The organism is Streptomyces sp., from assembly GCF_031181705.1.
Lineage (GTDB): Bacteria > Actinomycetota > Actinomycetes > Streptomycetales > Streptomycetaceae > Streptomyces.
In genome coordinates this window covers 1-18,759 of sequence record NZ_JAPSKN010000115.1, presented here as the reverse complement: position 1 = coordinate 18,759, position 18,759 = coordinate 1, and the positions used below count along the sequence as shown (strand labels likewise).

At 74.2% G+C, this 18,759-nt stretch carries 10 protein-coding genes; 5 read left to right on the top strand and 5 right to left on the bottom strand.

Annotation, left to right across the window (positions count from 1 at the left end; translation table 11 throughout):
• Positions 1–451: 451 nt before the first annotated feature.
• A complete protein-coding gene (locus RIN80_RS20445) occupies positions 452–1,000 on the bottom strand; it encodes a MarR family winged helix-turn-helix transcriptional regulator (protein WP_094057511.1) in 549 nt (182 codons plus the stop codon).
• A gap of 122 nt (positions 1,001–1,122) precedes the next feature.
• Between RIN80_RS20445 and RIN80_RS20440 the strand changes: the two genes are divergently transcribed.
• A complete protein-coding gene (locus RIN80_RS20440) occupies positions 1,123–2,388 on the top strand; it encodes an MFS transporter (protein ID WP_309097071.1) in 1,266 nt (421 codons plus the stop codon).
• Positions 2,389–2,400: 12 nt separating this feature from the next.
• Here RIN80_RS20440 and RIN80_RS20435 read toward each other — a convergent pair whose 3' ends face one another.
• Both RIN80_RS20435 and RIN80_RS20430 read right to left on the bottom strand, forming a co-directional pair.
• The gene (locus RIN80_RS20435; RefSeq protein WP_309097070.1) at positions 2,401–4,068 is read right to left on the bottom strand and encodes a SpoIIE family protein phosphatase; all 1,668 of its coding nucleotides are present in this window, start codon (positions 4,066–4,068) and stop codon (positions 2,401–2,403) included.
• 174 nt (positions 4,069–4,242) lie between these two features.
• Positions 4,243–5,622, bottom strand: coding sequence for an NAD(P)/FAD-dependent oxidoreductase (locus RIN80_RS20430; RefSeq protein ID WP_309097069.1), 1,380 nt, complete (start codon positions 5,620–5,622; stop codon positions 4,243–4,245).
• Positions 5,623–5,997: 375 nt separating this feature from the next.
• On the opposite strand from RIN80_RS20430, the gene RIN80_RS20425 reads away from it, so the two are divergent.
• Positions 5,998–6,756 carry a helix-turn-helix domain-containing protein gene (locus tag RIN80_RS20425; RefSeq protein ID WP_309097068.1) on the top strand — a complete coding sequence of 253 codons (759 nt, stop codon included), beginning with the start codon at positions 5,998–6,000 and terminating at the stop codon, positions 6,754–6,756.
• Between the two features lie 458 nt (positions 6,757–7,214).
• Complete coding sequence (locus RIN80_RS20420; protein ID WP_309097067.1) at positions 7,215–9,221, top strand: sigma-70 family RNA polymerase sigma factor; 2,007 nt, start codon at positions 7,215–7,217, stop codon at positions 9,219–9,221.
• Here RIN80_RS20420 and RIN80_RS20415 read toward each other — a convergent pair.
• Positions 9,208–12,492 carry a BTAD domain-containing putative transcriptional regulator gene (locus tag RIN80_RS20415; protein WP_309097066.1) on the bottom strand — a complete coding sequence of 1,095 codons (3,285 nt, stop codon included), beginning with the start codon at positions 12,490–12,492 and terminating at the stop codon, positions 9,208–9,210. The genes RIN80_RS20420 and RIN80_RS20415 overlap by 14 nt on opposite strands.
• Before the next feature lie 365 nt (positions 12,493–12,857).
• Positions 12,858–14,975, bottom strand: coding sequence for an asparagine synthase-related protein (locus RIN80_RS20410; RefSeq protein ID WP_309097065.1), 2,118 nt, complete (start codon positions 14,973–14,975; stop codon positions 12,858–12,860).
• 840 nt (positions 14,976–15,815) lie between these two features.
• Here RIN80_RS20410 and RIN80_RS20405 point away from each other — a divergent pair.
• Together RIN80_RS20405 and lhgO are read left to right on the top strand one after the other, a co-directional pair.
• The gene (locus tag RIN80_RS20405) at positions 15,816–17,240 is read left to right on the top strand and encodes an MFS transporter (RefSeq protein ID WP_309097064.1); all 1,425 of its coding nucleotides are present in this window, start codon (positions 15,816–15,818) and stop codon (positions 17,238–17,240) included.
• A gap of 72 nt (positions 17,241–17,312) precedes the next feature.
• Complete coding sequence (lhgO, locus tag RIN80_RS20400) at positions 17,313–18,518, top strand: L-2-hydroxyglutarate oxidase (protein WP_375141749.1); 1,206 nt, start codon at positions 17,313–17,315, stop codon at positions 18,516–18,518.
• Positions 18,519–18,759: the final 241 nt, after the last annotated feature.

Here is an 18,759-nt window from a genome sequence, read left to right as displayed (position 1 = left end):
GTTGACTTTTGGCACGCTGTTGAGTTCTCAAGGAACGGTCGCTTCCTTTGTACTCACCCTCTCGGGCTTTCCTCCGGGCGCTTCCCTTCGGTCTTGCGTTTCCGACTCTATCAGATCCTTTTCTCGACCTGATCCCCAGTCAGTGGGGGTTGTCTTCGCGGCTGTTGGGCCGTTCCGACGTGTCCAACCTTAGCGCGGTCTCTCGGCGATTCCAAAATCGATCCCGGTTCGGAGTCGATCAAGGCGTCGAGTCCCAATTCGAATTGAATTCGGGCGCGCCGAAATCAACCCCGCTGGGAGCGATCTTGCTGGTGGTTGGTGCCGCTGCTGCGGCGGAAGTGCTGTCGAAGAACCGTTACGGCTCCGCGGCAACCCGAAGAACTCTACGGATCCGACTGAGGGCTGTCAAGCGCCCCCTGTCAAGATCTTTTGCGTGAGGGCCGGAGCGGCGTCAGTCCAGGTCGGACAGGCGCCCGCCGGCGTCCGGCTGGGCGTCCTCCACCCGGCGCAGCAGGCGCGTGAGCACCTCGCCCAGTGCCGTGCGCTCCACGGGGGACAGGTCCTGGAGCAGGTCCTCCTCGAAGACCGACGCCAGGCGCATCGCCTCCAGCCACTTCTCTCGCCCCTCGGATGTCAGCTCCACGATGACGCGGACGCGGTTCGTCTCGTCCCGTTCACGGGTCACCAGTCCTTCGCCGACCATGCGGTCGATCCGGTGAGTCATGGCGGCGGGGGTGAGGCCGAGGCGCTTGGCGAGCTCGCTGGGGCCCAGTCGGTAGGGGGCGCCGGAGAGGACCAGGGCCTTGAGGACCTCCCACTCGGCGTTGCTGATGCCAAGGGCGGAGGTCTGACGGCCGTAGGCGACGTTCATGCGGCGGTTCAGGCGCGACAGGGCCGAGACGATCTGCTCGACCTGCGGGTCGAGGTCCTGGAACTCGCGCTGGTACGCGGCGATCTGCTCTTCGAGGGTCGGCTCGTCGGAGCCGGGGGTGTCGCCCATGGGCGCAGTATGGCACGGCCCCTCTTTGCCTTGAAGTCCTTGGGTATGTACTCTTTAGCTTCGAAGTTTAGATTCGAAGTCTTCACTCCTAACTTGTGAGAGAGGTGAACGTGACCAGGGCGATGGGCGCAGCGATGCGCCGGATCCACGTGGGTAACGCACTCAGCGCGTTCGGGCTCGGCTTCACGGTCCCGTATCTGTACGTCTATGTGGCGCAGGTGCGGGGTCTGGGGGCCATGACGGCGGGTCTCGTGCTCGCCGTCTTCGCTGTGGCCGCGCTGGTGGTGCTGCCGTTCGCCGGGCGGGCCATCGTCCGGCGCGGCCCGCTGCCGGTGCTGCTCACCGCCCTGCTCACCGCCGCTGTCGGTGCCCTGACGCTGGGCATCTCGGGCAGTGCGGCGGCCGTGCTGATGTCGGCCTCGCTGCTGGGGGCCGGGCAGGCCGTGATGCAGCCGGCGCTGGCGACGATGATCGTGGACTGCTCGTCGGCGGAGACGCGGTCCCGGGCGTTCGCCATGCAGTTCTTCCTGCAGAACCTCGGCCTCGGTGTCGGCGGCCTCATCGGAGGACACCTGGTCGACACGACGAACGCTGCCTCCTTCACGCTGCTCTTCGCGATCGAGGCGGCGATGTTCCTGCTGCTGGTCGTGGTGATGGCGACGGTGCGGACGCCGCACGCGCCACGGATCGAGGGCGCGCCGGGCGCCTCGGGGCGTAGCAGCTGGAAGCAGCTGCTGGGCAACCGGGCCATGGTGCAGCTGTGCGTGCTCGGCTTCGTGCTCTTCTTCGCCTGCTACGGGCAGTTCGAGTCGGGGCTGAGCGCGTACGGGGTCGAGGCCGCCGGGATATCGACGTCCGCGCTGGGGACGGCCCTCGCGGCGAACACCCTGGTGATCGTCGTGGCGCAGTTCGCCGTGCTGCGGTTCGTGGAGCGGCGCCGGCGTTCGCGGGTGATCGCGGCCGTGGGGCTGATCTGGGCCGTGGCGTGGGCGGTCGCCGGGTACGCGGGGCTGGGGCACGGCAGCCAGGAGATGGCGACCGCCGCGTTCGTCTCGACGTACGCCCTGTTCGGGCTGGGGGAGGCGATGCTGTCGCCGACCGTGGCGCCGCTGGTCGCGGATCTCGCGCCGGAGGGGATGGCCGGGCAGTACAACTCCGCGTTCGCGCTGGTCAAGCAGCTCGCGCTGGCCGTCGGGCCGGCGGTGGGCGGGCCGCTGGGGGCCTCGCTGCACGCGCCCTACATCGTGGCGTTCCTGGTGTTCTCGCTGGGGATCACGGTCCTTGCCGTGCGGTTGGGGCGGCAGCTGTCCGACGTACAGGATCAGCCGTGGCTCGCGAAGAGCCGGGTCGTGGCGCGGGGTGGGGCGCCCGTTTCCGCGGACGTCTGATCCCGGTACCTCCTACGTCGCCTGGGCGCGCGGCAGGGCGAACTCGCACCAGACCGCCTTGCCGCCGCCGGGGGTGCGGCGGGAGCCCCAGCTGGAGGCGATGGTGGCGACGATCGCGATGCCGCGGCCCGACTCGTCGCCCGGTTCCGCGCGGCGGCGTCGGGGGAGGTGGTCGTCGCCGTCGGTGACCTCGATGATCAGCCGCCGGTCCGTGCGGCGCAGACGCAGGCGCATCGGCGGGGTGCCGTGCTGGAGCGAGTTGGCGACGAGTTCGCTCGTGGCGAGGACGCCGAGGTCGTGCAGATCGGCGGGGAAGCGCCAGCTGGTCAGGACGCCGGAGGCGAAGGCACGCGCGCGGGGGGCCGCTTCGACGCCGCCGAGGAGTTCGAGCGCGGCGTTGCGGAAGAGCTCGCCCTCCGGGCCCGTGCGCGCGGGGTGCTGGAGGACCAGGACGGCCACGTCGTCGTCGTGGTCCGGGGTCACGCCGGCCGAGCGGACCAGGCGGTCGCAGACGACCTGGGGTGTGCCGGTGGCCCCGGCCAGGGCGCGTTCCAGCGCGGCGATGCCCTCGTCGAGGTCCGCGTCCCGGCGCTCCACCAGGCCGTCCGTGTAGAGGACGGCCGTGGAGCCCGGGCTCAGGGGGATCGAGCCGGAGGTGTGCATCCAGCCGCCGGTGCCGAGCGGGGGGCCGGTGGGCTCGTCGGCGCGCAGGACCGTGCCGTTCTCGTCGCGGACGAGGATCGGGAGGTGGCCGGCCGAGGCGTAGACCAGCTTGCCCTCGTTCGGATCGTGGATGGCGTACGCGCACGTGGCGATCTGGTTGGCGTCGATCTCGGCCGCCAGGCCGTCGAGGAGCTGGAGCACCTCGTGCGGGGGCAGGTCGAGGCGGGCGTAGGCCCGGACCGCCGTGCGGAGCTGGCCCATGACGGCGGCCGCGCGGACGCCTCGGCCCATGACGTCGCCGATGACCAGGGCCGTGCGGCCGCCGCCCAGGGTGATGACGTCGTACCAGTCGCCGCCGACCGCGGCTTCCGTGCCGCCGGGGTGGTAGGTGGCGGCGATGCGCAGGTCGTCCGGCTGTTCGAGCTCCTGGGGGAGCAGGGAGCGCTGGAGGGTGACGGCCGTCTCGCGCTGGCGGCGTTCGCTGGCGCGCAGACGTTCGGCGGCTTCGGCGTGGTCGGTGACGTCGGTGGCGAAGACCAGGACGCCCCGGCCGTCCGTGCCGCCCTTGCCGTCGCCCTGGGCGACCGGGGTGCAGGTGAAGGTGTAGGAGCGGCCGTCGGGTGCCTTGCGGGACTTCACCGTGCGCGGCCTGCCGCTGCGCTGGACCTGGTCCAGGAGCGGGAACAGGCCGAGCGCGTCCAGTTCGGGCAGGGCCTCGCGGGCGCGTTCACCGAGGGGGCGTACGCCGAAGGCGGTGGTGTAGGCGTCGTTGACGTAGGCGATGCGGTGGTCGGGGCCGTGGACCAGGGCGACGAGGGACGGGACGCGGTCGAGGACCTCACGCACCCGCAGCTCGTCGACGGCGGGTACGGGCGGGGTCTCGCCGGTCAGTTGTTCGACACGGGCGGCGGGTACGGATCCGTCCCCCCGCCGGTCCGCGGCGGCCGTCTGCTCGGTCCGCGCTGCGGCGCGGCGCTGCGTTCCGGGGAGCCGGGCGCTCCAGCGCGTGAAGTTCACGAATCCTTGCCTCGTGTAGTCGTCGGCGGCCGGCACCGGAACCGGCCGGGGCCCCGGAGGACCCGCACCGGGGCGAGCCGTGGCGCACCCGTGGTGGTGGACCAGTCTGGCAGTGCGCGGACCGGACCAACATCCGTCAGACGCCGGGCCGGCCGGAGGAGTTCCTGGGTCCGGTCAGGACGACCCCTTCGGGTTGCGCGGGGGGTCCTGGGAAGGCTTTCCACCGGCCGCGAGTTCGAACTCCGCCCGGGGGTGTTCGAGTGAACCGAGGGAGACGATCTCCCGTTTGAACAAGCCGCCCAGGGTCCATTCGGCGAGCACCCGGGCCTTGCGGTTGAAGGTGGGCACGCGGCTGAGGTGGTACGCGCGGTGCATGAACCAGGCGGGGTAGCCCTTGAGCTTGCGCCCGTAGACGTGGGCGACGCCCTTGTGCAGGCCGAGGGAGGCCACGGAGCCGGCGTAGGCGTGTTCGTACGTCTGGAGGGGTTCGCCGCGCAGGGTGTGGACGATGTTGTCGGCGAGGACCCTCGCCTGGCGGAGGGCGTGCTGGGCGTTGGGGGCGCACTCGCGGCCCGGTTCGGCGGCGGTGACGTCGGGCACGGCGGCGGCGTCTCCGGCCGCCCACGCGTGCGTGGTGCCCTCGATGGACAGTTCCGGTGTGCACCTGAGGCGTCCGCGGTCGTTGCGCGGGAGGTCGGTCGCGGCGAGCACCGGGTGGGGTTTCACGCCGGCCGTCCAGACGACCGTGCGGGTGGGGAAGCGGGCACCGTCGCTGAGGACGGCGACCCGGTCGGCGCAGGACTCCAGGCGGGTGCGCAGGCGGACGTCGATGTTGCGGCGGCGCAGTTCGGTGACGGTGTAGCGGCCCAGCTCCTCGCCGACCTCGGGCAGGACGCGGTCCGAGGCCTCGACGAGGACCCATTTCATGTCCTCGGGCTGGACGTTGTGGTAGTACCGCGCGGCGTAGCGGGCCATGTCCTCCAGTTCGCCGAGGGCCTCCACGCCCGCGTAGCCGCCCCCGACGAAGACGAAGGTGAGGGCCGCGTCGCGGATCGCGGGGTCGCGGGTGGAGGAGGCGATGTCCATCTGCTCGATCACGTGGTTGCGCAGGCCGATGGCCTCCTCGACCGTCTTGAAGCCGATGCCGTGGTCGGCGAGGCCGGGGACCGGCAGGGTGCGCGAGACGGACCCGGGGGCGAGCACGAGGTGGTCGTAGGGGAGGTGCTGCCCGCCCGTGCCCTCCTCCTCGGTGGCGAGGGTGGTGATGGTGGCGGCGCGCCTGGCGTGGTCGACGGCGGTGGCCTCGCCGATGAGGACGCGGCACCGGTCGAGGACGCGGCGCAGCGGTACGACGACGTGGCGGGGTGAGATGGCGCCCGCGGCGGCCTCGGGGAGGAACGGCTGGTAGGTCATGTACGGGTCGGGGGTGACGACCGTGATCTCGGCCTCGCCCCGGTCCAGTTCCCGTTTCAGTCTGCGCTGCAGGCGCAGGGCCGTGTACATCCCGACGTAGCCGCCACCGACAACGAGAATGCGCGCACGTTCCTTCACCATCCCATGACGCACCCGCCGCTTGCGTTTGTCCACAGCCTCGACGAATTGTGTGACCGGAGCGGGTGCGGGCGCGGAGTTGGCCGGATTCGCGGGCTCCGGTGCGTTCGCGCAGGTCAGCGTGGGTGGTACGGGGGGCGTGCGGGGGCACATTCGGGACGTATGCGACCCGTACTCCGATCGGTGGGCGCTCCGTGCGGAACCTGCCCCTTCTGAATTGACTCCCTCTCAACTATGTTCGTGTGTCGACGGGGTGTAGGGGGATGTGCTCACCGGGTCCGCGACGGGCGGGCCGCGGAACCGGGCCTGTTCCCCCGTCCCGGCATCGAATGGCGGGGAGAGTCTCCGGGGGGAGACGTCATTACCGGGGGAATGTCTATGCATGTTCAGGATTCTCATTGGTCGTCCGCATCCGCCCTTGCCGCGGGTGGCGCGACGATGAGCGCGGCGGGCAACGGGCGCGCGGACGGGGCGCGGACCACGCCGCTGCGCGTGGACGCCCAGCGCAATCTGGAGCACGTGCTGCGTGCGGCGCGCGAGGTCTTCGGCGAGCTGGGTTACGGCGCGCCGATGGAGGACGTCGCGCGGCGCGCGCGGGTCGGTGTGGGCACGGTGTACCGGCGGTTCCCGAGCAAGGACGTCCTGGTGCGGCGGATAGCCGAGGAGGAGACCTCCCGGCTGACCGACCAGGCGCGTGCGGCACTCGGCCAGGAGGACGAGCCGTGGTCGGCGCTGTCGCGCTTTTTGCGCACGTCGGTGGCGTCGGGCGCCGGGCGGCTGCTGCCGCCGCAGGTGCTGCGCGTCTCGGTCGGGGAGGACCGGACCGGCGGTGCGCGGGTGCCGCAGCAGCGGACCCAGCCCGCCGAGCTGCGGCTGGTGCCGGAGGAGCCGGTGGCGGTCGCCTCGGTCCCCGCGCCGGAGGACGACACCGGGGCGTCGGCGCTGCTGGAGGTCGTCGGGCAGCTCGTGGAGCGGGCCCGGGCGGCGGGTGAGCTGCGGGCGGACGTGTCCGTGTCGGACGTCCTGCTGGTGATCGCGACGGCCGCGCCCTCGCTGCCGGACGCGGCCCAGCAGCAGGCGGCGTCGGCACGGCTGCTGGACATCCTGCTGGAGGGTTTGCGGTCGCGTCCGGCGTGAGCGGCTTCGGACCGTGACTTGCCGGAGGGCCTGGCCGACATGTTCGGGCCGGGCCCTCCGGCCTTTCGGCCCTCTGGGCAGGGGGCAGACGGGCAGACGGGCACGCGAGCAGACGGGCAGGGGGCAGGATCGCGACGGCTGCGGGCGGAGACGTTTCGCCGGGGGCAGGGTGATCGCGTCCGAGCGCCTGGCTCTTGGACGAGTCCGGTAGCGCTCGTTCGACCACCGGCGCCCGATCGACCACCGGCCCTCGCTCGGCCTCCAGCCCCGGAGCGAAGGGGAAGCCTCCCTCGGAGCGAGGAGGAACCCTTCCCCGGACGGGCGGTGGCCAGTACTCGCGTGCGGGAAAACCCCACGGACGAGTGACGGTCCGAACTCCGGGGTTCCGGCCGGGAGCCGCTGTGGCACGCTGACCCGGTGGTCAGGACGGGTACGGCGGCTGGCAGGGGCGTTCCGCGATGAGCGTTGACGGGCGGGACGAGTCGAACGGCACCGGAAGCGGCGGGGATGCCACGGCCGACGGCCCGGTTCCCCCGCAGGTACCCAACCAGGGCAGGCGAGGAAGCGTTCCTGCCGACACACGTTCCGCCGAGGAGTCGGTCCCGGCCCAGCGCGACCGGCGCGAGGACGGGGTGCTGCCGCCGCGCGATGTGCCGCCGTCCGACGCCGACCTCATCGACCGGATGCGCGCGGGCGACGACACGGCGTACGAGGAGCTGTACCGGCGCCACGCCCAGGCCGTGCGCCGGTACGCCCGCACCTGCTGCCGGGACGCCCACACCGCGGACGACCTGACCGCCGAGGTCTTCGCCCGCATGCTCCAGGCCGTCCGCGGCGGCTCCGGACCCACCCACGCGGTCCGCGCCTACCTGCTCACCTCGGTCCGGCGCGTCGCCGCCTCCTGGACGCGGTCGGCGCGGCGCGAGCAACTGGTCGACGACTTCGCCGCGTTCGCCGCCCAGTCCGCACGCGGCCGGGACGCGTCCGAGGACGACACGCTCGACCTGGGCGCGGACGTACGGGCCATGCACGAGGCCGAGCAGTCCATGGCCATGCGCGCGTTCCGGTCGCTGCCCGAGCGCTGGCAGGCCGTGCTCTGGCACACCGAGGTCGAGGACGAGTCCCCCAGCGAGGTCGCCACGCTCTTCGGTCTGGACGCCAACGGCACGCGCGTGCTGGCCAGCCGTGCCCGTGAGGGCCTCAAGCAGGCCTACCTCCAGGCCCACGTCAGCGCCACGCTCACCGCCGACGAGGAGTGCGCGCGCTACGCCGACCAGCTCGGCACCTACGCCCGCGGCCGGCTGCGCACCCGGGCCGAGCGGGGGCTGCGCAAGCACCTGGAGGAGTGCGCCAAGTGCCGCCTGGCCGCGGGCCAGATCGCGGAGGTGGCCGGCGGCATCCCGGCCGTCGTACCGGTGGCCGTCATCGGCTGGTTCGGGGCCGCCGGATACGCCAAGGCGGCCGGGCTCATCGCCGGGGGTACCGGTGCGGGAGCCGCCGGAGCCGCGGGGGCGGCCGCGGCGGCGGGTGGTTCGTCCGGGGCGTCGGGGGCCGGTGCGTCCGGCGGGGCGGCAGGCGGCTCCTCCGGCGGGGCCGGTGGCGGCGCGGCGGCCGCCGAAGGGATCGGCGCGCCGGTCAAGGCCGGTATCGCGGCCGGTGTGGTGGCCGTCGGGGTCGTGGCCGCGGTGGTGATGGCCCTGGCCGGCAACGACGAGCCCGGCGAGGAGGCGCGAACGGCGCCGTCGCCCGCTCCCCCCTCGTCCGTGGTGCGGCCCGGCGAACCCGCACCCGCACCGCCGCGCCGGGAGCCCGGGCCGCGTCCGCCCGCCCTCGCCCCCGTGGGCGCCGAGACGCCCGCCCCGGCACCGAACTCAGGCGCTGCCCCCGCCCCGGACGTGTCCCGGACGCCGGCCGCACGGCCCACCCGGCCGCCCACGAGCCCGAGCCCGGCACCCCCGGCATCCCCGGCGCCGCCCACCCCCACCCCGACGCCCACCCCCGAGCCGCCCCCGCCACCGCCTCCGCCCGCCCCGGCCGTGTACCAGTGGAGCGACCTGTCGTACGACGTCACCGGCGACGGCACCGGGCCCGAGATGCGGATCGGTTCGAGCAGCTGGGTCTGGAAGCGGTCCGGCCTGTCGGTCGGCGACCGGCGCTACGCGCACGGCGTCACCGTGCACGGCAGCTCCTCCGTCACCATCGACCTGAACCGCTCCTGCTCCGCGTACGACGCGCTCGCCGGTGTGGACGACATGACGCTGAGGCACGGCAAGCTGTACTTCTCCGTCTACGCCGACGGCGTCCGGCTCTGGCGGTCGGGGCTGGTCGAGAGCGGTGACCCGGCCGTCCCCGTCCACGTGGACCTCACCGGCCGCAGCACCGTCCGGCTGGTGGTGGAGCCGCGCGGCGCCCTGGACGGCCTGACCCTGGCGGACTGGGCGGAGTCGAAATTCACCTGCCGCTAGCGCCGGCGGCGTACGCGCGGATGGCCTCCCCCAGCTCGCGCAGGACGTCCTGAGCCGTGAGGGCCGCGCCCGAGGCCCGCTCCGCCGCGCACCGTGCGGCGCCCAGCGCGGCGCGGGCGGCGGCCTCCGTGCGTTCCGCGTGGGCGCGTTCCGGCACGGGGCGGGGGCGGCCGGAGCGCCAGTGGTCGCCGGTGCCGAGCAGCCGGGCCGCGCGCGGGAAGTCGCCGAGGCCGGCCAGCAGGACGGCCGCCGCGTCCACCACACCGGCCCGGACGGCGTCGGAGCACCGCTTGTCCACGGCCTCGCGCAGCGCCTCGGCCAGCTTGGCCAGCGCGGGCTCCGGCCCGGACTCGTCCGCGATGATCATGGCGTCGACCAGGTGCAGCATGACCACGAACTGGGGCGGCGGTGTCCCCAGCAGGGTCTCCGCCCGCGCCTCCTCGCACAGGGTGCGCGCCAGTGCGGTGTGTCCGCCCTCGTTCTCCATCTGCGCGCTCAGCAGCCGCACGAACGCCTTGGAGTCGGCCACGCCGTACCGCTCGGCCGCGGCGTTCGCCTCGTCCAGGGCCTTCGCCGCGGCCGGCCGGTCCCCCGCCCGGTAGGCGATCTCGGCGAGCCGGGCCTTGAGGAACGGCGCCTCGGCGAACGCGCCGACCTCGTAGGCCAACCGCAGGGCCTCCTGGTACTCGCCCTCCGCCTCCTCGAAACGGCCGCGCGCCATGGCCGCCTCGCCGGCCGCACCGCACACCTGGGCCCGCAGCCAGCGGTCACCGACGCGGCGGCTGAGGACGCGCAGCTCCGCGAGGTCGTCGTCGACGCCCTCCAGGTCACCGGGGGCGTCGACGACCATGTGCGTACGGAACATCAGGGCGACGGCGAGCTCCCAGTCGCCGCCGTGGGCACGGCAGGTGGCGACGGCGGCGTCCATGACGGCCCGGGAGGTGCGCTGCACGTCCATGTGGGCGGAGATGATCGGGCAGATCAGCCCCGGGATCCGGGCCGCGTGGGGACCGCCGTCCGAGAAGTGGTCCCACACCCGCTCCGGGTACGCCCGCCGCTCCTCGAAGTAGGTGTTCATGGGTGTGGTCTCGGTCAGGTAGAACAGGTGCAGCATCCGCACGTCCATGCGCACGGCGTGCAGCGGATGGCCCGCCTCCCCCTCCGGCGCGGTGAGGAAGTGGTCGACGGGGTCGGGCAGCCCGGGCCCGCCCCTGGACGAGGGATCGGCGCCGGTGTCGAGCGCGACGCCCAGCGCCAGGATGCGCTCGAGCCACTCCAGGCCTTCATGGCGGTAGTTGCGCAGCCACCAGAACCAGCCCATGGCCAGGGCGAGGGCGGCGGCCTCCTCCTCGTCGCCGGCCGTCAGGGCCCGGTCGAGGGCGGCGCGGATGTTGTCCAGCTCGGTCTCCAGGCGGGCGATCCACGGCAGTTGGGCGGCGGAGCGCAGCAGCGGGTCGGCGCGTTCGACGAGGGCGCGCGCCCACGCGCGGTGCCGGAGCTCGGCCGCGGCGCGCAGGTGCGGCGCCTCGGCCGCGCGCTCGACGGCGTACTCGTGGATGGTCTCCAGCATCCGGTAGCGCATGCCGGCGGAGGCGTCGTCCTGCGCCGGGGTGGCCACGACGAGGGACTTGTCGACGAGGGCCCCGAGCAGTTCCGCTACGGGCCCGCCGCCGCACACGGCTTCCGCCGCCGCGAGGTCCCAGCCGCCGGTGAAGACGGACATCTCGCACAGCGCCGTGCGCTCGGCCTCGTCGAGCAGGTCCCACGACCAGTCGACGACGGCGCGCAGGGTCTGCTGGCGGGGCAGGACGGTACGGCTATTGGAGGTGAGGAGGCGGAAGCGGTCGTCGAGGCGGTCGGCGATCTGGCGGGGTGTGAGCAGCCGGAGCCGGGCGGCCGCCAGTTCGATGGCGAGCGGCAGCCCGTCCAGCCGCCGGCAGATCTCCGCCACCGCCCGCTCGTCGCGGAGCACGTCCGGCGCGTCGGGCCGGACGGCGGCGGCGCGCTCCGCGAACAGCCGGCGGGCCTGGTCCGGTCGCAGGGGCTCGACCGGGCGCACCACCTCGCCGGGCACGCCGAGGGGTTCCCGGCTGGTGGCGAGGATCCTCAGACCCGGGCAGCGGGTCAGCAGGGTCTCGGCGAGGTGGGCGGCCGCGCCGATGACGTGCTCGCAGTTGTCGAGGATCAGCAGGAGGTCGCGTCGGGCGCAGTACTCCACGAGCAGGGCGACGGGGTCGTCCTTGAGGGCCGTGAGTTCGCTGGTCATCAGCACGGTCTCGCGCAGGCCGAGCGCGCTGACCACGGCTCCCGGCACCGCCTCGGGCCGGTCGAGCGGGGCGAGCTCGACGAGCCACGCCTGCGGCAGCCCGGCGGCGGCCTCCTCGGCCAGACGGGTCTTGCCGGAGCCGCCCGGCCCGGTGAGGGTGACGAGCCGGGCCCCGCGCACATCGGAACGGAGGGCGTCGATCTCGGGTTCCCGCCCGACGAACGACGTCAGCCGGGGCCGGAGGTTGCCGAGACGCTCGGGGTCCGGCCGGGGTGTCGCGTCCTGCCCGCCCCCGGCGAGCAACTCGGCGTGCAGGGCCCGCAACCGCGGCCCCGGGTCGGTGCCGAGGCCGTCGGCCAGAGCGTGGCGGGCGGTCTCGTAGGCGGCGAGGGCATCGGCCGCACGCCCGGCGTCGCGCAGGGCGCGGATCAACAGGGCGTGCAGCGGTTCGTCGTACGGGTGTACGGCCGTGAGTTCGCGCAGTTCCGGTACGACGTCCTGGGCGCGGCCCAGCCGGAGACGGGCCTCGGCCCTGGCCCGGGTCGCCTCCAGCCGGGCCGCTTCCGGGCGAGCCGCGGCGGAACGGTCGGGGAGGTCGGCGAGGGCGGGGCCGTGCCAGAGGGCGAGGGCGTCGTCGAGGAGCCGTTCCGCGCGGGCGGGGTCGTCGGCGGCGAGGGCGTCCGTGCCGTGGCGGAGGAGCCGTTCGAAGACGAAGAGGTCGATGTCGTCGCGCGCGGCCGCGAGCCGGTATCCGCCGGGCTCCAGGGTCACGGCGTCCTTGCCGAGTGCCCGGCGGAGCCGGCCGACCAGGGCCTGGAGGGCGGCGGGGGCGTCCTGGGGCGGATCGTCGGCCCAGACCTCGTCGATCAGGGTCCGCGGTGGCGTGACGCGCCCGGGGCGCAGGGCGAGGGCGGTGAGCAGGGCGCGCAGGCGGGGGCCGCCGACGGGTACGACGGTGCCGTCCTCGTCCGCTGCCGTGGTGACGCCCAGGATTCTGTACCGCACGGGGTCATTGTCGCTGGGGTTCGTGTGAGGGCCCGGTTTTTTTCCGGGGCATCACCGGGCGGAGCACCCAAGTCCGCAGCTGTGTCGGACCGACCGCCCGCAGCCAGGGCCCCACCGCGGCGCAAGCCGAGACGCGCCCGCACCCGCCGACGCGCGGAAGGGGCCGTGCCGGGGGGGTGTCCGCCCGCAGCTGTGGGCGCGTGCAACGAACAGTCAGTCGGCGCCCAACCCCATCGCGCCGTTCCGAGGACGGACACCCCCCGGCGCGGCCCCTGCCCACCACCGGCGAGAAGGCGCGACCACACGCTCCGGCGGGGACTCGGGGCGGGAATTCACGGGGCAGGGACTCGGGGCAGAACGGACCGCTACCCCCGCCGGCCCCCGGCCGCCCCCGCCCCCAACGCCCCCCGCTGCGGCGCGATCCCCGCCGGTACCGCTCGCTGGCGAGCCGGCGTGCCCGTCCAGCACGTGCCGCGGCGGGCCAGCAGCCGGCGCAGCCACAGTTCCAGGGAGACGAGGTCCGCGAGCCCGTCCAGGGGCAGCGGCTCACCCGCCGCCGCGCCGCGCAGCGCCTTGCGGACCACCCGCGCCTCGACCAGCCCGGCCTCCGCAAGCAGCGGGGTGTCGAACAGCGCGACCAGCGAATCCGCCGCCACCCGCAACCCCGTACGCGCCACCGCGGTCGCCGTCGCCTGGCTGGGCGCGCCCCACCCGGCCGGCAGCTCCCGTACCCCGGCCCCCTCCAGCACCGTACGCAGCACCGCCGCCCGCGCCCCCGGCCGTACCCGCAGCGCCTCCGGCAGCGCCCGCGCCGCCCGCACCACCTGGTTGTCGAGGAACGGCGCGTGCAGCCGCTGGAAGCGGATCTCCGCGGCCTGCTCCAGCACCCGCAGGTCCGCCGCGTGCCGGGCCAGCGCCGCCCGCGCACGGAAGTCGCCCGGCCGCTGCCCGGGCCCGACCAGTTCCGACCGATGGGTCGACGCCTGAAGGCGAACCGATACTTCAGCGAGCGCCTCACCGGTCAGCCAGCGCGCCGCCGGCCCGGGTCTGCCCCAGCTCAGCGCCGCGAGGGAGGCGTCCACCGCCCCGCCGGGCGCGTCGAGCCCGTCGTCCGACCGGAGATCGAGGAGACGCTCGGCGAGGGACGCCAGACCCGACCGGTACGGCGTACGGGACAGCCGCCGCGCCGCCGCGTACACGCGCGCGGGGACGAGCACCGACCCCTCCGCCTTGGCCAGCGCCGCGACCGGCCGCACGAGATGCCGCCGCCGGCGGTCCATCAGCAGGTCGGCCAGGCGCGCGGGGTGCGCGTCCAGCACCTGCCGAGCCCCGTACCCGGTGAAGTGGTCAGCGCTGCCCGCCGCCAGCCGGGCCCGGTGCCGCGCCGCCGTCACCAGGCACGCCCCGGGTTCGTCCGTGAGGGGACCGTCGAGGTCGGCGTACGGCAGGGTCTCCTCGCCGCCCGTCACGACCACGTGGTGCAGCCGCGGGTTCGCCGCCAGCGCCCCGGCCCGTTCCAGTTCGGCCTCCCGCCCGCCGACGGCCAGGTCGTTGAAGGTGACCGCCAGCAGGCGCTCACCCGCGCCCGTGCCGTGCCCGAGCACCGTGCCCGGCATCCCGGGCAGCCCCGCGGCCAGCAGCGCCAGCGTCCCCGAGGCAGGGCCGCCGGACAGGTCGGCCCCGATGCCCGGCACCGGCATCCCGCGCGCGGCGCGCCGTTCGGCGGGCCCCATGCCGGGCACGGGCCCGGGGTCGATGTCCGCCCCGGGGACGTGCCGCGGGGCGGACAGCCGCGTCCGTACGGCCTCCACGAGCGCGTCGCGCACGGCGTCGACCGCGCTGTCGGGATCTGCCGGAGGGGCGGCGACCGCGAGCGAGGCGACCGGCTCGTACCCGGCGATCTCCCGCGCACCGGCGCGCAGGATCAGCGCGTGCCCCGGCGGAATCCGCTTCACGCCGTCGTACGGCGTCGAGTCGTGGAGCGCGGCGGGCACGTCAGGGGCGGCCAGCAGCGCGGCGAGGTGCCCGAAGTCGAGGTTGGCCTCGATGAGGTCGGCCAGTGGCAGGGCGGCCGTCGCGTAGGCCGTGCCGCCGGCCCAGGGCGTGTAGAACACCGGCCGCGCGCCCGCGAGATCACCGCAGACGGTGATCCTCCTGCCGACCTGCACGATCGCGGTGTAGCTGCCCGGCCAGGCGGTCAGATGCCGAAGTGCCCCGCCGCGCGCGGCGAACAGCGCGACGCGCAACTGCTCGTCGGTGGCGCCGCAGATGCCGAGCACGGCGATGCGCGTGCGCTCGTCGGCCCTCACGACCCGCACCTCGTCGGGCCGCCAGTCGCCCACGGCCCACAGCGGATCGGGGTCGCCCCACAGCAGTTGGGACCCCACCGGGTGCAGGGTCTCACCGTCGTGCCCGGTGGCCCCCGCCGAACCGGCAGCGACGGCTCCCGCGGCGGTGCTGCTCCATCCCACCAACCACCGCATCGCCGCCTCCACAGACTGTGGACAACCAGTGCACCGTACGAACCGGTTCACCATGCTGCCATGAAGGAAGCGCTCCAGCGGGTGCCCGCGCCGCTCGCGCTCCGCCGAACGCGCCCCGGCGGAGCCGCCGACCCCCCGGGGTGAGCCCCGAACTCCCGTACGTGGCAAGGCGGCACGGCCGCCCGGGGTCGCCCCCCGGGGGCGACGAGGAAACCCGAACAAACAGAAAGAGAAAGGAAAAGGAGAAGGACTCGACCGCGACACCGCTACGCGACCATCCGGCCATGGGGCAAGGCATACGAGCGACACGTCACCGGTACGACTGCGACGCGAATGCGCCCCCGTTACGCGCCCCGAACACGCCCAACGCGCCCTCAACTGCCGTGGTCGGAGCCTCGAAAGCCCTCGCTTACCGGGGTGGGTTTTCAGCCAAATCGCCGATACGCACACAGCGTCGAACACGCTCCGTACAGGCTCGGCACCGCGTCACCCGGTCGCGCGGTCCGGGAGACGGAGCACGCCTCCCGGACCGTTCCGCCGCCCGCGGGGATGAAGGCGGCGGTGTCCCCCAGCCCACTGGATCCAGTACAGCGGGCCGACCCACGCACGGACCATGGAACCGCTCCCGCGATGGCCGGAGAAAGGCGCACGGCCGGGCGCACGGCCACACAACGGGAGCACGCCGCAACTGCCCGTATCTGACCCGCACTTCAGTACGGACCACAATCCCGCCAACCGGAAGAATGCCCCTTAACGCTTGGGATGCGGCGAACTACGCTGGGTTTACGAATGCCGCACGGTTATGCCAGCGCGGCAGCCGTCTGTGTCGAGGGGTGGCGCATGTCCAGGGAGCAACGCGGGCCGAACGAAAAACTCGGCGCCGTTCTCGCCCTCGCGGGAATCAGCAACGCAGGCCTCGCGCGGCGCGTCAACGATCTTGGCGCACAGCGGGGACTGACACTTCGCTACGACAAGACGTCGGTGGCGCGCTGGGTGTCGAAGGGCATGGTGCCCCAGGGTGCGGCCCCGCACCTCATCGCCGCCGCCATCGGCCAGAAGCTCGGCCGCCCGGTCCCACTTCACGAGATCGGCCTGGCGGACGCGGACCCCGCGCCCGAGGTCGGCCTCGCCTTCCCGCGCGACGTCGGCCAGGCGGTGAAGTCCGCGACGGAGCTGTACCGCCTCGACCTCGCCGGCCGCCGCGCCGGCGCCGGCGGCATCTGGCAGTCGCTCGCCGGATCGTTCGCGGTGAGCGCGTACGCGACGCCCGCCTCGCGGTGGCTGATAACCCCGGCCGACAGTTCGGTCGCGCGTGACGTGGGCCCCGGCGAGGGCTCCGGCGCACCGCTCAAAGTCGGCCACAGCGATGTGCAGAAGCTGCGGGAGGCCGCCGAGGACGCGCGGCGCTGGGACTCCAAGTACGGCGGCGGCGACTGGCGTTCGTCCATGGTCCCCGAGTGCTTGAGGGTGGAGGCCGCCCCTCTCCTCCTCGGCTCCTACTCCGACGAGGTCGGCCGGGCCCTGTTCGGCGCCTCCGCCGAACTCACCCGCCTCGCCGGCTGGATGGCCTTCGACACGGGCCAGCAGGAAGCGGCCCAGCGCTACTACATCCAGGCCCTGCGCCTGGCCCGGGCGGCGGCCGACGTCCCCCTCGGGGGCTACGTGCTGGCCTCCATGTCCCTCCAGGCCACCTACCGCGGCTTCGGCGACGAGGGCGTGGACCTCGCCCAGGCCGCCCTGGAGCGCAACCGCGGCCTGGCCACGGCCCGCACCATGAGCTTCTTCCGCCTCGTCGAGGCCCGGGCACACGCGCGTGCGGGCGACGCCCAGGCCGCCGGCGCGGCCCTGAAGGCGGCCGAGAGCTGGCTGGAACGGGCCCGCCCCGGCGACAACGACCCGAGCTGGCTCGGCTTCTACTCCTACGACCGCTTCTGCGCCGACGCGGCCGAGTGCTACCGCGACCTCAAGGCGCCCCGCCAGGTCCGCCGCTTCACCGAGCAGGCGCTGTCGAAGCCGACGGAGGAGTTCGTGCGCTCGCACGGCCTGCGCCTGGTCGTCTCCGCGGTCGCCGAACTGGAGTCGGGCAACCTGGACGCGGCGTGCGAGCAGGGGGTGCGGGCGGTGGAGGTCGCCGGGCGCATCTCGTCGGCCCGCACGACGGAGTACGTGAAGGACCTCCTGCACCGTCTGGAGCCGTACGGCGACGAGCCCCGGGTGGTCGAGCTCCGCGAGCGCGCCCGGCCGCTGCTGATGACCCCCGCCTAGGCGCCCGCGCGGTGCCGCCGTCTCCGCGTTTGAGGGCACTGTCAGTGGCGCAGTGCACTATCGAGGTGGGAGGTGGTGCCGGTGGGGCTCGCACACGACGCTGACGTGCTGGTGATCGGCGGCGGGATCGTCGGCCTGTCGACGGCGTACGCCATCACACGCGCCGCACCGGGCACCCGGGTCACGGTCCTGGAGAAGGAACCCGGCCCCGCCCGGCACCAGACGGGCCGCAACAGCGGCGTCATCCACAGCGGCGTCTACTACCGCCCCGGCTCCCTCAAGGCGCGCTACGCGGTGCGCGGGGCGGCCGAGATGGTCAAGTTCTGCGCCGAGTACGGCATCCCCCACGCCGTCACCGGCAAGCTGATCGTCGCCACCGACCGGGCGGAGCTCCCCCGCCTGCACGCACTGGTGCAGCGCGGCCGGGAGAACGGCATCCCGGTGCGCGAGCTGGGCGCGTCCCAGATCCCGCAGTACGAGCCGGAGGTGCGCGGCCTGGCCGCGATACACGTCGGCACGACGGGCGTCTGCGACTTCGTCGCGGTCGCGCGCCAGCTGGCCCACGGCTCGGGCGCGGAGATCCGCTACGGCACGAGAGTGGTCCGCGTGGACCGCCGGCCCGAGCGGGGAGTCGCCGTGCTCACCGCCGCGGGCGACATCGTCCGCGGCCGTGTCCTGGTCAACTGCGCCGGGCTGTACTGCGACGAGATCGCCCGGCTCACCGGGGACGACCCGGACGTCCGGATCGTGCCGTTCCGGGGCGAGTACTACGAGCTGGCCCGGCCGGAGCTGGTGCGGGGACTGGTCTATCCCGTGCCCGATCCGGCGTTCCCCTTCCTCGGGGTGCATCTCACCCGGGGCATCGACGGCGGAGTCCACGTCGGACCCAACGCGGTACCGGCGCTGGCCCGCGAGGGCTACGGCCGCGCCACGGTCCGCCCCGCCGAGCTGGCCTCGACCCTGGCCTGGCCGGGCTCCTGGCGGATCGCCCGGCGGCACTGGCGGTACGGGGCGGGGGAGCTGCGGCGGTCCCTGTCCAAGGGGGCGTTCACGGAGGCGGTGCGCCGGCTGCTGCCCGGGGTCTGCGAGGACGACCTGGTACCGACGGCGGCGGGCGTGCGCGCACAGGCCGTCCTGCGGGACGGCACGCTGGTCGACGACTTCCTCATCCGCGAGGGCCCTCGAACGGTCCACGTCCTGAACGCACCGTCCCCCGCGGCCACGGCGTCCCTGCCGATCGGCAGGGAGGTGGCCCGCAGGGCGTTGAGCGCGCTGTGAGTGTCTCGCGCCGCCGGTGCCCGGACGTGACCTCACACCACTCGGCGCGAGTACCGCTGCGCCCACCCGTGCCGCCCCAGCGGCACGACTGCCCGCAGCCAGGGCGGGCCCGTCGCCCGCGGCGGCGAGCTGCTTGCGGCGGCCCAGACGGCCCCGCACCCGCCGGACGACGCAAGGGGCCGTGCCGGGGGGTGTCCGCCCGCAGCGGTTGGCGCGTCAACGCCAGTCAGTCGGTGAAAAG

Excerpts from the sequence above, each read along its gene's own strand:
- RIN80_RS20445 (WP_094057511.1), bottom strand. The coding sequence starts at position 1,000 with ATGGGCGACACCCCCGGCTCCGACGAGCCGACCCTCGAAGAGCAGATC.
- RIN80_RS20440 (WP_309097071.1), top strand. The coding sequence starts at position 1,123 with ATGGGCGCAGCGATGCGCCGGATCCACGTGGGTAACGCACTCAGCGCG.
- RIN80_RS20430 (WP_309097069.1), bottom strand. The coding sequence starts at position 5,622 with ATGGTGAAGGAACGTGCGCGCATTCTCGTTGTCGGTGGCGGCTACGTC.
- RIN80_RS20425 (WP_309097068.1), top strand. The coding sequence starts at position 5,998 with ATGCATGTTCAGGATTCTCATTGGTCGTCCGCATCCGCCCTTGCCGCG.
- RIN80_RS20420 (WP_309097067.1), top strand. The coding sequence starts at position 7,215 with ATGAGCGTTGACGGGCGGGACGAGTCGAACGGCACCGGAAGCGGCGGG.
- RIN80_RS20410 (WP_309097065.1), bottom strand. The coding sequence starts at position 14,975 with ATGCGGTGGTTGGTGGGATGGAGCAGCACCGCCGCGGGAGCCGTCGCT.
- RIN80_RS20405 (WP_309097064.1), top strand. The coding sequence starts at position 15,816 with ATGTCCAGGGAGCAACGCGGGCCGAACGAAAAACTCGGCGCCGTTCTC.